Here is a 15,610-nt window from a genome sequence, read left to right as displayed (position 1 = left end):
GGTGTTCTTGGCTTCGATCGCCGCGACACAGTCGCTGCCCAGCGGTAAGCGCAGCGGGGCTTTTTGCGCTTCCATCAGGGTGATCATGGCTTGGGCGAGCTTGTCCGGGTCGCCAGGCTGATTCAGGGTCACGGCCTTGGCAATTTTACGCACCTCGCCCGCCGTGCTGTCGTAGTCGGCGATCGAGGCCGGGGATTCGACCAGCGAATTGCCTTCAAGGAATTCGGTACGGAAGTAACCGGGCTCGACAATGGTCACGTTGATGGCCAGCGGTGCCAGCTCGGCGTGCAGCGCCTCGCTCAAGCCTTCGACGGCAAATTTGGTCGAGCAGTAGACGCCGAAGCCCGGACCCGACGTGTAACCACCCACGGAGGAAAGATTGATCACATGTCCACTACGAGCGGCGCGCATGTGCGGCAGAACGGCGCGCGTGACATTCAGTAAGCCGAAGACGTTGGTTTCGTACACGCGGCGCACTTCATCGGCGCTGGCTTCTTCCACCGCGCCGAGCACGCCGAAGCCGACATTGTTGACCAGCACGTCGATGCGCCCAAAGTGGTCGATGGCCGACTTGGCAACCGCAACGCCCTGGCCTTCGTTGTTCACATCAAGGGTGGCGGCCCGCAAGCCTGGCTGCTCGCGAAAACGCTGGGTGATGCTGCTGGCGTCACGGGCGGTAGCGACCACGGCATCGCCATTGGCCAGTGCGGCGGCAGCGATCTTGGCGCCGATGCCGCGAGAAGCGCCGGTGATGAGCCAGACACGTTTGAAGTTTTGGGAAGTAGTCATGTTCGCGAATCCTTGTTTGCAGTGGGGTAAGCGCAAGGTACGCAGGAACATTGGTTGGAAAAATGCCCTCGTGTTACAAGCACTATGAAACGCTCTTTCATAATGGCGCCGATATGAATCAGCACCGGCGTGCTGCTGTTTCAGCGCACCACGCGCCGAGTGGCACTGACCGAAGCCGGCGCCAGTCTGTTTGCCCGCTTGCGTCCGGCGGCCAGTGAAATCGATGAAGCCCTGGCGGTGCTCAGCGGTTTCCGTGATCAGCCCATGGGCACGCTGCGACTCACGGCACCGCGATTGTCCGGGGCCTTGTTGATGGGGCCGCTGATTCCGCTGTTCCGCGAGGCCTACCCGCAAGTCACTCTCGATATTTCCCTGGACGAGGCCACGGTTGACCTGATGGCCGGCGGCTTTGATGCCGGGATTCGCCTGGGAGAGTCGATTGAAAAAGACATGATCGCGGTGCGCCTGTCACCTGACCTGCAATGGACGGTGGTGGGCTCCCCGGCGTACTTCGCCAAGGCTGGCAAACCTGCCATCCCGGAAGACCTGACCCGACACGAATGCATTGGCTTTCGCTTCTCGACCTCCGGCAGCGCGCATCGCTGGGAGTTTCGCCGCGAGGGTCGGGACTTCACCGTGGGCGTCGAGGGCGGCGTGATCGTCAATGACCGCAGGTTGTTGGTGGCGGCTGCACGCAGCGGTTCAGGCCTGGCCTATGCCTGTGATCTGGAGATAGCCGACGAGTTGGCGGATGGACGTCTGGAAAGGGTGCTGCAACCCTTTGTGCCACTCAGCTCGGCGTTGTACCTGTACTTCCCCAGCCGCACCCAGACACCGCCAAAACTGCGGGCCTTTATTGATTTGGCCACCCGGTGGATCGCTGAAAAAGGAGGGCTGGGCCGTCGCTGAGCCGTCGCCTTCAGGCCACAGCGCCGACCAGATTTTTACCCAGCCGATGCTGCGCCAGAAGACGCATCACGTAGCCGATTTTGAGCAAGGTCGGCCCGATGATGGTCATCGCATGCATCATATCGACTCCAGCGAATGCAAATCTACAGACCCACTTGTCGATCTACGGTCCAGCCAATCGACTGCAGGCTGACTACGCTGAAAGTCCAGCCTGAGTAATCCGTAGAGGAGCGACACCATGCACCGCGTTCAAAAACTCACGCCCTGCCTGTGGTTTGACAATCAGGCCGAGGAGGCCGCGAAGCTCTACTGTGCGATCTTCGATCATTCGAAAATCAGCGCCACCACCCACTACGGCAAGGCCGGTCAGGAGATTCACGGCAGGCCCGAAGGCTCGGTGATGACGGTCAGTTTCGAACTGGACGGACAGAGTTTTACCGGCCTCAACGGCGGTCCCATCTTCACGTTCAATGAAGCGGTTTCATTTCAGGTCAATTGCCATACTCAGGAAGAAGTCGACCACTTCTGGGGGCGTCTGTCCGCGGGCGGACCCGTTGAGGCCCAGCAATGCGGCTGGCTCAAGGACAAATTCGGCGTGTCCTGGCAGATCGTACCGGTGGTCCTGATGGACATGATGAAAGACCCTGACACGGCAAAATCACAACGCGCCATGGCGGCGATGTTGCAGATGAAAAAACTCGACATCGCAGCGCTGCAACGAGCCTTTAACGGCGAGAGCTAATACACTTCGACGCTGACCTGCCGAGGACGCTGACCATGAAGCCCGCCGCTGCCAAAGACGCTGACAAAGCCCCGCGCTTCTGGCGCGACGACGCCCTGCCCTTCATCGAAGCCCGCTCCATCGCCGACGGCCGCGAGGTCTGCTACACCCGGCATTCTCACGAGCACTTTTCCATCGGTGCGATCACGGCCGGGCGCAGTACCTACCTCCACGAGCAATCGGAGTTTCAGGTCAGTGCCGGCACCGTGGTGCTGATGAACCCCGGTGATGTCCACGCCTGCAATCCCATCGATGACCAGCCGTGGTCGTACCTGATGCTGTACGTCGAGACACCCTGGCTGACCGATTTGCAGCACCAGTTCGGTTTCAGCCAGGACTTGGCGTTTCGCCGATTTTCCATCACCCACACTCACGACAGCGACCTGTTTGTCGGCCTGAAGGGTTTGTACGACGTGCTGGTCGATGCGCAGCAAGACGTGTTGCGCAAGCAAAGCGCGGCCGTGGAGTTTTTCACCGACGTGCAGCAGCGGCTCAATCCGATTGATCAACCGCTGCGCGAGCCCAATTTCAAACTGGAACGGGCGGCCGATTACATCCGCGACAACTGCACGCAAATGCTCAAGCTCGAAGACATTTGCGAGGCGGCTCAGCTATCGCCGTCCTACTTGATCCGTGCGTTCAAACAGCATTACGGCATGACGCCCCACGCGTTTGTGCTCAACCAGCGAATCCAGTTCGCCCGGGAGCGGTTGCGTAGCGGCAAATTGATTGCCGATGTGGCACTTGAAGCCGGGTTTGCCGATCAGGCGCATTTTCAACGGGTATTTAAACAGCATTTGGCGGCGACACCGGGGCAATATCGGAGTTGACATCAGCCGTCATCAATAAAAGAACCCGTGGCAAACTTTCGCATATACATACTGCAACACATCGCCCCCCTAAGGTATTTGGCACGCCACCCGACACCTTGCTCACCCCACGTCTGTTTTATACATATATGGACATATAGCTAAAACAACAACGTGCATCAGTTCAATTAGCGTAATGGGTAAGTTCCCGCCAACCAGGAAACTTACTCACTCACTCGAAGATGGAACTTAAATCATGCAATTGCAAGAACAGGCCAACCTGACTTCCGGCGATGAACGCCAACGAATGGCGATTACCGAAGCGCTCACCAACGCCATGGGGGATGAGTTATTTCACCAGGCCTTGGCGTGGCCGTGGGATCGACTGGCCGTTTCCTGCGTGCCCAACTCCGCCTTCCATGAAGTTCATCACAGCAGCGCCTTTCTTTTGTCGCGAATGATTCGACAGCCCGACTTCATGAACATCCGCGCCGAACAATTTATCCGCGAACACGCCACTTTCCATGTCGACCAAGAAGGCCGTCTTTATTACGTCCGGGAAGACATCAGCTCTTTCGGTCGCTCTGGCGATTTAGCTGAACAGGCCACCAACCGCTTCTTCGCGCGCGTCGACATCACCTCTCATATTACCGGCGTTGCCGAGTTCAAACAGAATCTGGCGTTACTGGCAAAGATGGCCAGACTCATGGGCGGCTTCATATCTTCCAATGATCGAATTGCCGTTGGCCAATGGCTGCGTTTTCACAACTTGCCACTGCCCACCAATGAAGAAAGTACCAAAGCGCTGATTGACCTGCTCAACTTCGCCGTTATTCCGGACCTGCCGGACACGGGTAACTACTGGGAGCTGCTGGACGCTCCAGAGGATTCGCCCTTCGAGTTAACCAAGAGCAAACGCGCGATTATTCGTGACATCACCGCGCAACTGACCGGCAACGAAATGCCGTTGGCCGAATACTTTGGCGCATCGCTGGTGATGGAAAACGCAGGATCGGACAAGCAGCCGCAGGGCCTCGAGTACCGCTTGCAACGGCTGATCAGCGACGCGCGCCTGCTGGATGAAACCGGGCAAAACTACATTGATGCGCTGGGTTGGTTCACCGACGAGTCAGGCCCCAAGGCGTCGAAACAATTTGTCGATCAGTTGCTGATCGCCGCCATGCTGCTGGATCTCGATCCCGAGGTAGACACGGCCAACACGACGTTTGCAGGGTTCAACCTTTACTCCTCAGCCCAGGTTCAGCGCCGGCCTTGCGATGTCCGCAACGACCTGGAAGCGCATCTGATTCAGCGCTTCAAGCTCGATAAACTCATCGCCCCCCTGGTGGCCGAACTGGCATTGGCGGGTATGGCACCGGAGTATCTGGTGCGCGAACTACCCGCGTCGTTGAAGGTCGGAACCCCGGGCTGGGTCATCCTCTGCCAAGCCGTGGGCCTGGCCGAAAGCATTGTTCCCGGCTGCTCCCGGCGCATGACCTATGAACACTTGCTGGGCTTTAGCCCGATCTCGGGGCTCACCCCGCAACTCAACGATTTGCACGCCACGGCGGGGATTGACCCGGTCGTTACGTGGGCATTGATGAATGGACTGATCCAACGCGACGCTGACGGCAACCTGAGCCTCGAAACGATCAATAAAGGCATCGAGGCCTATAACGAGCATGTCGAGACGCTGTCTACCGCGCTTGACGCGATCAACAAGCCAATTCCCCGGCGCAAAGCCCTCGCATTGAAAGAGCTGACATCGTACGTACCGGCCTGCGACCCTCATGAACGGCTGGTCAAACACCGGGGCTCCGGTGGTGGTAGCGGACGCAAAGTTTCAGTGTTGGACTTGTACATGAGCGACCAACTTCACACGCAAGACTGGGGGCGTATCAGGGGCCGCGATATTTATCAGGAATTTCCCAGGCTCAAGCAGCTGTACCCGGTTGCCGACCTATATGAAACAGCCGTGCACAATCACTACAACCAACTGATATCCGGCCTGTCGACCACGATTCGCTATGTGTTTTCACAGTTGGAGAAATCCGACAAAAGATTTATCGAACATGGGCGATTGGCTATCTACCGTGTAGAAGCCTACAAACAGCATATTTACATAGGATCAATACCCGAGGCGACACGGGAGCGAACGGGCCGTTACGGCGTGATTATTTGTGCGGAATATCAAGGCACGCTGGTTCGCTGCTTCGAACTGTTCCCGTTGCGCTCTGAATGCCGGAGCACGCCGGAACTCAGGGAGAAAGTCGGTCAATACTTGTTTACTTATGAACAGGACGGCACACGGGGCAACTTTGTCAAAGACAACGGCCTTCTGGATGCGCCACTGGATCTGGATGCCTACTTTAAAAACGCTGCGCCGCGCAGTGATACGACGTCTTCGGTATTCGTGCGCAAGATAGGTGAATTCGACAGTGCATCGCACCCGACCCACTCCAGTAAACCGTTGGCTTACTTCAACGCCGAGCGCATAAAAGCCATCAGCGACCTGATCGCTGAGCAGCATCCCTTCCTGACCGAAAGTGAACTGGCGGACATGGGCCGTGACAGCACGGAACAGGAACTGGCGGCGGAAAAGTTCGATGTCATCTTTAATACGCTGTTGAATTTGATCATTCCGTTCAAGGAATGCATCGAGGGTTTGTCTTCCGGTGTTCCGGCCAGGCAGCGGGACGCGATCGCCAGTTGCGTGATGGACGCGGCGGCTGTTGCCTTTGTCTTTGCCAGCGTGCCGGCACAGGTGGGCAAGGCCGTTGGAAAGAGCGCGTCATTGGCCACAAAATTGTTGTCCGCGTCCCGGATTGGCACGCGCACCGTCGTTTCCCTGTTGAACCCGCTGGATGGAATACCGACCCTGATCAAGGGCGGTGTAAAACTGATTGGCAGAGGCGCGATAAAACTCGCCGGCCATACTGCCGCTGCGGCGCATATCGTCAGGGTGCAGCTGTATCGCCTGACAGGCGCCCATTCCTACAACCTGCTGCGCGCCCTCGACCACACCGGTGCGGCCGCGCGGATCCGCATGAGCCTCGACACCGTAGCGCATGCGCGGGCGCTGTTTAAAAGCGATGGGCTCGAAACCGCTGAACATGTGCTCAAGCACCTGCAAGCCGATGATGCAAAGTTGCTCAAGAACGTTCCCCAAACGGAGCTTCAGCATTTGTTTGAAGGCTCGTTGACCGACCTCGCACGCCAGTCTGACACCGCTCAATCGCTGAAGAAGGTCCTGGGTTCGGACGTTGTCGATTCGTTGATACGCCAGCAAGCGCAAAAGTTTTCCCTGGATAACCTGCGACAGTTCAAGGATCACACGACACTGCCGGAGCTGTTCTACGACCTTCTGGGGGTGGAGTACAAAAACCTGACGGCCATGAATCAACATCAAAAAACATTGCTCGCTTCGGACCTTGGCAAAGCACCCTACAGCGGCTTTCTCGACGATGTGTCCTTTAACCCGGGCCGCTTGACCGACAACGCTGATCGAGCCGCTGCCTGGATTCTCAAAGCGTCGAGCTCTCGAAACGAAGTCGATAACATCAGGACCTTGCTTCGCGAGTTCAGCGGTAATGGCAAGTCCCTGACCGACCCTGCCGTTTACAAAGAACTGCATCGGCGTCTGGTACCCGAAGCTACAGATGCCTTGCGCAGCCCTACTGCTCAAGCGCGTTACCCGTCCAACGTTTCGGGCGCAGCGATGCTGGAAAAACACCTGGCAGCCCTGGATTCGGCTCATGAGCACTTCGGTAAACAGATGCTGGGTGCATTCCTGGGCTACCACAGTTTTGTCGACGGAAATGGCCGCACGGCGCGCGCCATCTATGCCATCACGGAACTGCGAGCCAATCGGTTCAACGCCCTGCCGCTACCGGTAGAAAATGCACTGAGCGGTCTGGGTTGATGCGCAGCGCCTAAGCCCGGATCAAATATCCCGCGCACACCACCAAGAGCAACGCCATGCTTCGGTTAAACAACCGCATGCCTTTGGCGTTGCTCAAATACCCGCGCAAAAACGTCCCGGCATAGACCCAACAGCCGACCGACACGTAGCAAATCACCAGATACACCGCCGCAAACTGCCAGACCAGCCGCGCCTCGCCATCCGCAACAAAAGCGCCCATGCCCGCCACACAGGCCAGCCAGGCTTTCGGGTTGAGCCATTGCATGACCGCGCCGTACAACATCGACGGCGCACGGCCTGACTCCTTCGCATCCAGATGCCCATTGTCGGCGGCCAACTTGAAGGCCATGTACAACAGGAACGCCACACCCGCCCATTGCACCACCTGCGTCAGCGCTGGCCATCGCTGCAACACTTCATGCAGGCCTAATCCCATCAACACCAACAACACGACGAAACCCAGCGTCGCCCCGGCCACATGCCGTTGACTGGCGCGAAAACCAAATTGCGCGCCGGAACTCAACGCCACGATATTCACCGGCCCTGGGGTTATCGAGGCCACCAGTGCAAACGCCGCCATCGAGATAATCAGACTCATCACAGACCTTCTTCAATTAAGTTGAACGAGGCCTCAAGGTAAAGAGCGACCTGATGGCTGTATTGAACAAAACACCCCTCAGCTGTACCGCGACCGATGTCCACCACTGTATGGGCCAAGCCACCCCACGCCTGTGATAAAAATACCGTTCCTGCTTTTGGAACCCCGCCATGGACCTCGCCACCCTCACCCTCTTTCTTCCGGCCTGCTTCGCCCTGAACATGGCGCCCGGGCCGAACAACCTGTTGTCGGTCAGCAACTCGACCCGCTACGGCTATCGCATCGCCTGTGTCGCCGGGATCGGTCGACTGCTCGCGTTCGCCGGCATGATCGCCCTCGCGTCGGCGGGGCTGGCGGTGGTGCTGCAAACGTCGGAGTTGTTGTTCTACGGGATCAAGATTCTGGGGGCGGCGTATCTGCTCTACCTCGCCTGGCAATTGTGGCGCGCCGATTCCGGGGCGGAAAACGTGGAGGCGGGCGCGCCGGTGGGGATGTTGGCGTTGGCGCGGCAGGAGTTCCTGGTGGCGGCCGGTAATCCGAAAGCGATCCTGATCTTCACCGCGTTCCTGCCCCAATTCGTCGACTCGACCCAAGCCGTATCGCCGCAATTCGCCGTGTTGGGCGCGTTGTTCCTGGTGCTGGAATGGATCGCCATCGGTGCCTACGCCTACATGGGCCTGCATATGCGGCGCTGGTTCGCCGAACCCCGGGGCAAGCGGCTATTCAATCGTTGCTGCGCGGGATTGTTGTCGGCGGCCGCTTCGGTGTTGCTGATGGCGCGCCGGGCCTGAGGTTATGGATTGACTCGACGCAACGCAGGTTCAAACTGCGTTTGATCCCGTATCAATACCCAACGAGCCTTGAATGAACCTGAACGTTGTCTACGCCCTTGGTGCTGCCGCTCTTTTTGGCGCGAGTACGCCATTGGCCAAGTTGCTGGGCTTGAACCTTTCGCCGATCCTTTTGGCCGGGTTGTTGTACCTGGGCAGCGGTCTGGGCCTGACGCTCGTCAGACTTTTGCGCGACCGAGGCTGGCAGCCCAGCGGCCTGAAATCGTCGGAGTGGCCATGGCTGATCGGTGCCATCGCTTTTGGCGGCGTGCTCGGGCCGGTGGCGCTGATGTTCGGTTTGACCCTGACCGCCGGCGCCACGGCCTCGCTGATGCTCAACCTCGAATCGGTATTGACCGCCGTCCTGGCCTGGGTGGTATTCAAGGAGAACGCTGACCGGCGCATCGTCGCCGGAATGCTGGCAATCGTCGCAGGTGGCTTACTGCTTGCGTGGCCCCAGAACCCGGCGCAGTCACAGGGCTGGATCGGACCGTTGGCGGTAGCACTGGCCTGCGTGTGCTGGGCGATCGATAACAACCTGACGCGCAAGGTATCGGCCTCGGATGCGCTGTTTATTGCCGGCATCAAGGGGTTGGTCGCCGGGTCGGTGAACTGCGCTCTGGCGCTGTTGCTCGGCGCAAAACTGCCGCACATGACGGTGCTGGGGCCTACGTTGATCGTCGGTTTCCTGGGGTATGGCATCAGCCTGGTGTTGTTCGTTCTGGCACTCCGAGGCCTGGGCACTGCGCGTACCGGCGCCTACTTTTCCACGGCACCTTTCCTCGGCGCGGCAATCGCCATCCTGCTGCTGGATGAACCCGTCACGCTGACATTTTGGGCCGCTTCGCTGTTGATGGGCCTTGGGGTATGGATTCACCTCAAGGAACGTCATGCCCACGAGCATCAACATGAGGCGCTCAAGCATGCTCATCGCCATGTGCATGACGAGCATCATCAACATGAGCATTCGTTTCAGTGGGACGGAACCGAGCCTCACAGTCACGAACATGAACACACGCCGCTGCGCCACAGTCATCCACATTTTCCGGACATCCATCACCGACATAACCATTAGGCAGCCTTCATGACGAATGACTGGAATTCTCTGTCGATTTTCCGGTGGAGGCGTTGGGCGACGCGTCTTATGCTCACTCCATGAACCTACAAAACGCTTTGCTTCCGCCCCACGCCGAGATGGTTCGCGCCATGCTCGAACGAGACACCGCCTACGAGGGGGTGTTCTTTACCGCGGTCAAAACCACCGGCATCTTCTGTCGCCCCAGTTGCACGGCCCGCAAACCGAAACCGGAGAACGTCGAGTTCTTCGCCCATGCCGATGAGTGCATGTCCGCGGGCTATCGCGCCTGTCTGCGCTGCAAACCACTGGACGCGGCGGCCATCGCCCCGGACTGGGTGCAGAAGCTGCTCAAATCGGTGGATGCCGACTCCGAGCAGCGCTGGACCGATACCCGACTGCTGGCCGAGGGCATCGAACCGCTGAAACTGCGCCGCTGGTTCAAGCAGCATTTCGGCATGACCTTTCACGCCTGGCTGCGCACCCGACGCCTCGGCATGGCGTTGGGCGGGATCAAACAGGGCGACTCCATCGACAATGCGGCGTTCGACTCGGGTTACGAATCCCTGAGCGGGTTTCGCGATGCGTTTCAAAAGTCCTTCAACATCACGCCCGGCCGCGCCGCCAACAGCGAGCCGCTGCTGTTCACTCGCTTGACCACCCCGCTGGGGCCGATGATCGCCATGGCCGAACGACGCGGGCTGGTGCTGCTGGAGTTTCTTGATCGGCCAGCGCTGACCAAGGAAGTCGAAGAATTGCAGAATCGATACGGCTATGCCGTCGCGCCAGGGCATAACGCGCATTTGCAGCAGATTGAAGCCGAACTGACGCAGTACTTCGCCGGCAAACTCACTGAGTTCAACGTTCCACTACACTTGCCTGGCAGCGATTTCGCCCGACAAGTCTGGGCCGAACTGGCGAAGATCCCCTACGGCCAGACCAGCACCTACGGCGCCATTGCGGCGTTATTGGGCAAGCCCGGCGCCAGTCGCGCCGTGGGCCTGGCCAACGGGCATAACCGTCTTTCAATTGTTGTGCCCTGTCACCGAGTGATCGGCGCGGACGGCTCGCTGACCGGCTATGGTGGAGGACAACCACGCAAGGCGTTCTTGCTAAGGCTGGAAAAAGCGGCAGTGCAAATCACGCAACCACTCGCATTCTGATTACTTGCAGGCTTCTCAAAAAGTCATAAGGAAGGACATTCGATGGACACGCTCGACAATCAATTTCACCAGTTTCACCAGGATGGCCTGCTGATTCTCACCAACGTCGGCGATGCCGCTGGCGCGCGAATCGTGGAGCAACTGGGCAGCAAAGCCGTTGCCACGAGCAGCGCGGCGGTGGCCTGGGCTCACGGTTATCCGGATGGCAATGCCCTGCCCCTTGAGCGCCTGATATCAACGGTCGAGTCCATTGCCCGGGTGATCTCGGTGCCGCTGACCGTGGACATCGAAGCCGGCTATTCCGATGACCTGACGCGGGTGGCCGACCTCATCGATGCGGTGATTGCCGCCGGGGCCGTCGGGATCAATATCGAGGACGGTGCGTCCCCGCCAGAGTTGCTGGTGCGCAAGATCGAAATCGCTCGGCAGGTTGCCAGTCGCCGAAATGTGAAGCTGTTCATCAATGCCCGCACCGATGTGTACCTCAAGAGCCTGGTGCCCGCCGAAGATCGCGTGGCCGAGACGCTCAAGCGCGCCGCGCTGTATCAGGCGGCCGGTGCCGATGGTTTGTTCGCGGCTGGCGTCACCGCCGAGTACGAGATCGCTGCGCTCTGCCAGGGCACCACGCTGCCGGTGAACGTGCTCGGGCTCCCCGGATTGCCATCGCCCGAAGAGCTGAAAGCCCTCGGCGTACGCCGTTTGAGCGCGGGTTCACGCATCGCCGAGTTTCTTTATGGCGCCATGAGCGCACTGGCCAAGAGCTTTCTGGAAACAGGGACACTCGACAGCCGTGATCTCAAGGCCTTCACCTATGGCGAAGTGAACGCCCTGTTGGCGCCGTCCGGGAAAGCTTGACCCCATGCCCGACGCCTATCTGCCCGCCACCGAGTTTCTATCGTCCATCGATGAGGACTGGCGCCGCCACATCGCCGCCATCGGCCCTTGCCTGCATCAGCCCCATGCGGCTCGCGATCCTTATGAGTCGCTGGTGCGGGCGATTGCCTACCAGCAACTGCATGCGAAGGCCGGGGATGCGATTGTCGGTCGGTTGCTGGCGTTGTTTGGGACGGGCGCATTCCCGAGGCCTGAACAGATAGTCGCGACTGAGTTCGATCAACTGCGCAGTTGCGGGTTTTCCGCCAGCAAGATCGCGACCATTCAGGGCATTGCCCAAGCGGCGCTGGACGGTGTGGTGCCGGATTACGCTGAGGCAGTGGCGATGGATGATGAAGCGTTGATCGAACGCTTGATCACCCTGCGTGGGGTTGGGCGCTGGACGGTTGAGATGTTGCTGATCTACAGCCTGGAACGGCCGGATATTTTGCCGGCCGATGATTTCGGGGTGCGAGAGGGATATCGGCGGATGAAGGGGTTGGAGGTACAGCCCAATCGCAAGCAGATGATTGAGATCGGGCTGGGGTGGCGTCCGTTTCGGACGGTGGCGGCGTGGTATTTGTGGCGTGTTCCAAAGCTGCCTGTTCCAGTCATAACCCCGACTTCAAACGACTGAACGCCCGAATCAACGCCCGGTTAAACGCCTTGCCATTGTCATTCTTGCTATACAACGAAGCCCTCACCTCGGCCGACGGATACGTCCCCGGATCATTGCGAATCGCAGGATCAATCAACCCGTCCGCCGCCGTAATCGCATTGGCGTAATGGATGGTATCCGTGATTGGCGCAATCACCTCCGGCGTCATCAGATAATCCATCAACGCCAGTCCTGCCTGCGGGTGCGGCGCATCCTTGGGAATGACCATCGCGTCAAACCAGATCAACGTGCCCTCCTTCGGTATCCGATAACTCAGCTTGAACGGCTTGTTCGCAGCGTCGGCCTGTCCGGCGGCGATGGCCACGTTGCCGTTCCACGACATGGCGACGCAGGTGTTTCCGTTGGCGAGGTCGCTGATGTTCAGGTCGTTGTCAAAGTAGCGGATGTAGGGCCGAATCTTGGCCAGTTGCTGCTCGGCCCGTTTCAGGTCATCGAGGTTCTGACGGTTGATGTCCAGCCCCATGTACTTCATGACCGCGGCGAAAACTTCGTTGGGATCGTTGAGCAAACTCACCCCGCAATCGGCAAATTTCGACACCACCGCCGGGTCGAACAGCATGGCCCAACTGTCCCTTGGTGCGTCGGGCAGGCGCTGCTTGATCGCCTCTTCCTGATAGCCGACGCCAGTGGTGCCCCAGGCGTAGATCCCGGCGTAGCGATTGCCCGGATCGAACACCGCCATGTGCTGGCGGAACTCGTCACCCACGCCGGCAAAATGCGGCAGTTGTTGCGGGTTCAGGGTTTGAATCGCACCGCTCTGGATCGCCCGGGATAAATGCTGCCCCGCGGTCAGCACCAGGTCATAGCCGCTACGGCCGGTGAGCAGTTTGGTCTCGACGGTTTCCAGGGAGTCGAAGTGGTCGGCCACCACGTGAATGCCGGTTTTCTTCTCGAAATTGCTCAGGGTGTCCGGGGCCAGGTACTCGCCCCAGATGTACAGATTGACCACCGGTTTGGCGGTGTCGGCGGCCTGCACACACAGGGGTGCGAGCACCAGCAGTAATGCTTGAGTCAGTTTGTGCAGGCCCATGATCAGACTCCCTTTTTGTTGCAGGCATTGCCTGCGTACTGCGGCATGGTGATGCACGCGACGTTACCGCCGCCGAGGAGGATTTCCCTGGAGTTTTCGATACCGACGATTTTGTGTTGCGGGAACAGTTCGGCGAGGGTCGCCTGTGCGGCCTGATCGTTGCGATCACCAAACAAAGGCACCACGATCGAGGAATTGCCGGCGTAATAGTTGATATACGAGGCGCAGATTTTCGTCCCGGCCTGACGGGTGAGAGTGCTGTCTTGCTGATCCAGGCCTTCGGCTTCCTCGGCGGTCCATTCCAGCACATCCGGTTGCGGCAGCTTGTGCACTTTCAGCTCGCGGCCACGGCTGTCGCGGGTGCTGCGCAGAATGTCGTAGGCCTCCTGGTAGATTTCCCATTGCGGGTCATCGCGATTGTCGGTCCATTGCAGCACCACTTCACCGGGGCGCACGAAGCAGGCGAGATCATCGACATGGCCGTCGGTTTCGTCGAATTTGCAGCCACGTGGCAGCCAGATGATTTGCTCGGCGCCGAGGTAATCGGTCAATCGCCGGGTGACTTCGTCCTTGCCCAGGTGCTGGTTGCGATTGCGGTTGAGCAGGCATTGCTCGGTGGTCAGAATGCTGCCCTGGCCGTCGCTCTGGATACCGCCCAGTTCAGCAATCAGCGGCGCGCGGTAGCGGTCGAACCGTTCGATTTCGAGGATTTTGCTGGCGATCTGATCGTCCTTATCCCACGGGTAGTACAAGCCGCCGTCGAGGCCGCCGTATGCGTTGAACTCGAAATCCACGCCGCGTACCTCACCGCTGTCGTCGTTGACCACAAAGCACGGGCCACTGTCGCGGAACCAGGTGTCGTTGCAGGTCATTTCCACCACCCGTACTTGAGCCGGCAATTGGCGGCGAGCGGTGGCGAACTGCGCGGCGGAGGCGCACACGGTGACCGGTTCGCTGCGGGAGATGGCGGTGACGATTTGCACCCAGACTTTCTGCGCAGGCTTGGCGCCATTGCGCCAGACGTCGGTGCGCTCCGGCCAGCCGAGCCAGCAACCGGACTTGGTTTCGAACTCGCCGGGCAAACGGAAACCATCGAGTTTGGGGGTGGAGTCGAGCAAACGTGCCATGGTCAAACCTCATCAGCGGGGATTGGAATGACCACAGGCTACGGTCGCCGGCGCCCTCCTCGCCAACGATGATTATTTCGGAATACTTGAATTCAACTCATCAATCGATCAGCTGATCATTGAACCATTCCAGCATCTGCGCCACTGCGGGACGCTCCAGCCGCACCCGCTCACACACCAGCGCGTATTGGCCGAGTGCCGTCATGCTTGAAGTGAACGGCCGGACCAGACGACCGCTGAGCAAATCCTCCTGCGCGGTCAAGTTATCGCCCATGGCCACACCCTGGCCTTGAGCCGCCGCTTCCAGCGCCAAACCGGCGTGGGCGAAATACAGCTGCCGTTCGGGGCGCTGATCACCGGCATGGCTGGTGAGCCAGGCGGTCCAGGTCTTGCCGTCCTGATCGTCGTGCAGCAGGCAGTGACGCGCCAGATCCTTTGGGGTTTTCAAGGTGCCCTGGTTGAACAGGCCGGGGCTGCACACCGGGAAGAACTGCAATGCCGGCAATGGCCTGACGAAGTACGCGCTGCTGTCCACCGGGCCGGTACCGTAAGTGATCGCAAGGTCGATGTCTTCGTCCGGCGCCGTGGCATCGATCGGTTGTTCGTAGAGGTGCAAGGTGATGTGCGGATAGCGCGCGTAGAAATCCGTCAGGCGACTCATCAACCACTTTTGCGCCAGCTCGGCAGTTACCGCCAGGCGCAACACCGCCAGCGATGACGGGTCACGCAGTTCATCACAGGCATCGCCGATCAGTTCGAAGGCCTGCTGCAAGCTTTGCATCAGGCGCCCGGCGGCCATGGTCGGGCGAATTTGCCGGCCTTCGCGGATGAACAACGTCACGCCCAATTGCTCTTCGAGCTGGCGAATCTGGTGGCTGACCGCGCTGTCGGTGACGCACAACTCCGCCGCTGCCCGGCCGAAATGGGCGTGACGGGCGGCGCATTCGAAGGTTCTGAGTGCGGCCAGAGAAGGCAGTCGTCGCATGAGTTCAGCCCCAGTGATGAAGGCGCTCATGCTGCCTTGG

Annotated in this window: 13 protein-coding genes and 2 pseudogenes; 9 read left to right on the top strand and 6 right to left on the bottom strand. The window is 59.4% G+C overall.

The window, feature by feature from the left end; translation table 11 throughout:
• Positions 1–789: SDR family NAD(P)-dependent oxidoreductase (locus tag WLY71_RS24380; RefSeq protein ID WP_347805591.1), on the bottom strand; the 789-nt coding region annotated here is incomplete at its 3' end.
• 113 nt (positions 790–902) lie between these two features.
• Here WLY71_RS24380 and WLY71_RS24375 point away from each other — a divergent pair.
• Positions 903–1,698, top strand: a pseudogene (locus WLY71_RS24375) (LysR substrate-binding domain-containing protein).
• A gap of 10 nt (positions 1,699–1,708) precedes the next feature.
• On the opposite strand, the pseudogene WLY71_RS24370 reads toward WLY71_RS24375, so the two are convergent.
• Positions 1,709–1,816 (bottom strand): annotated as a pseudogene (locus WLY71_RS24370) (transmembrane sensor/regulator PpyR); the annotation flags it as partial.
• Positions 1,817–1,936: 120 nt separating this feature from the next.
• Between WLY71_RS24370 and WLY71_RS24365 the strand changes: the two are divergent.
• From WLY71_RS24365 to WLY71_RS24355, 3 genes are all read left to right on the top strand, one after another.
• A complete protein-coding gene (locus WLY71_RS24365) occupies positions 1,937–2,440 on the top strand; it encodes a VOC family protein (protein ID WP_347805590.1) in 504 nt (167 codons plus the stop codon).
• A gap of 35 nt (positions 2,441–2,475) precedes the next feature.
• Positions 2,476–3,309 carry a helix-turn-helix domain-containing protein gene (locus WLY71_RS24360; RefSeq protein WP_347805589.1) on the top strand — a complete coding sequence of 278 codons (834 nt, stop codon included), beginning with the start codon at positions 2,476–2,478 and terminating at the stop codon, positions 3,307–3,309.
• Positions 3,310–3,544: 235 nt separating this feature from the next.
• Positions 3,545–7,210 (top strand): hypothetical protein, encoded by a 3,666-nt coding sequence (locus WLY71_RS24355; RefSeq protein WP_347805588.1) that lies wholly within the window; start codon positions 3,545–3,547, stop codon positions 7,208–7,210.
• 10 nt (positions 7,211–7,220) lie between these two features.
• Here WLY71_RS24355 and WLY71_RS24350 read toward each other — a convergent pair whose 3' ends face one another.
• Positions 7,221–7,808, bottom strand: coding sequence for a LysE family translocator (locus tag WLY71_RS24350; protein ID WP_347805587.1), 588 nt, complete (start codon positions 7,806–7,808; stop codon positions 7,221–7,223).
• Positions 7,809–7,978: 170 nt separating this feature from the next.
• Here WLY71_RS24350 and WLY71_RS24345 point away from each other — a divergent pair, with 170 nt between their 5' ends.
• The 5 genes from WLY71_RS24345 to WLY71_RS24325 all read left to right on the top strand — a co-directional run bounded on the left by WLY71_RS24345 (position 7,979) and on the right by WLY71_RS24325 (position 12,386).
• Positions 7,979–8,599: a LysE family translocator gene (locus tag WLY71_RS24345; protein WP_347805586.1), complete on the top strand. Its 621-nt coding sequence runs from the start codon at positions 7,979–7,981 to the stop codon at positions 8,597–8,599.
• 73 nt (positions 8,600–8,672) lie between these two features.
• The gene (locus WLY71_RS24340) at positions 8,673–9,713 is read left to right on the top strand and encodes a DMT family transporter (RefSeq protein ID WP_347805585.1); all 1,041 of its coding nucleotides are present in this window, start codon (positions 8,673–8,675) and stop codon (positions 9,711–9,713) included.
• A gap of 80 nt (positions 9,714–9,793) precedes the next feature.
• On the top strand, positions 9,794–10,876 hold the full coding sequence (locus tag WLY71_RS24335; RefSeq protein WP_347805584.1) for a bifunctional transcriptional activator/DNA repair enzyme AdaA: 1,083 nt from the start codon (positions 9,794–9,796) through the stop codon (positions 10,874–10,876).
• A gap of 42 nt (positions 10,877–10,918) precedes the next feature.
• Positions 10,919–11,731 carry an isocitrate lyase/PEP mutase family protein gene (locus WLY71_RS24330; protein ID WP_347805583.1) on the top strand — a complete coding sequence of 271 codons (813 nt, stop codon included), beginning with the start codon at positions 10,919–10,921 and terminating at the stop codon, positions 11,729–11,731.
• A 4-nt stretch (positions 11,732–11,735) separates the two neighbouring features.
• Positions 11,736–12,386 (top strand): DNA-3-methyladenine glycosylase family protein, encoded by a 651-nt coding sequence (locus WLY71_RS24325; RefSeq protein WP_347805582.1) that lies wholly within the window; start codon positions 11,736–11,738, stop codon positions 12,384–12,386.
• On the opposite strand, the gene WLY71_RS24320 is transcribed toward WLY71_RS24325, so the two are convergent.
• From WLY71_RS24320 to WLY71_RS24310, 3 genes are all read right to left on the bottom strand, one after another.
• Positions 12,361–13,458, bottom strand: coding sequence for an extracellular solute-binding protein (locus WLY71_RS24320; protein ID WP_347805581.1), 1,098 nt, complete (start codon positions 13,456–13,458; stop codon positions 12,361–12,363). The two genes, WLY71_RS24325 and WLY71_RS24320, sit on opposite strands and share 26 nt — an antisense overlap.
• A 2-nt stretch (positions 13,459–13,460) precedes the next feature.
• A complete protein-coding gene (gene aguA / locus WLY71_RS24315; RefSeq protein ID WP_347805580.1) occupies positions 13,461–14,585 on the bottom strand; it encodes an agmatine deiminase in 1,125 nt (374 codons plus the stop codon).
• Positions 14,586–14,685: 100 nt separating this feature from the next.
• A complete protein-coding gene (locus WLY71_RS24310; RefSeq protein WP_347805592.1) occupies positions 14,686–15,570 on the bottom strand; it encodes a LysR substrate-binding domain-containing protein in 885 nt (294 codons plus the stop codon).
• Between the last annotated feature and the right edge of the window lie 40 nt (positions 15,571–15,610).

The organism is Pseudomonas rossensis (assembly GCF_039888995.1).
GTDB lineage: Bacteria > Pseudomonadota > Gammaproteobacteria > Pseudomonadales > Pseudomonadaceae > Aquipseudomonas > Aquipseudomonas rossensis.
This window is presented reverse-complemented; position numbering and strand designations above follow the sequence as displayed.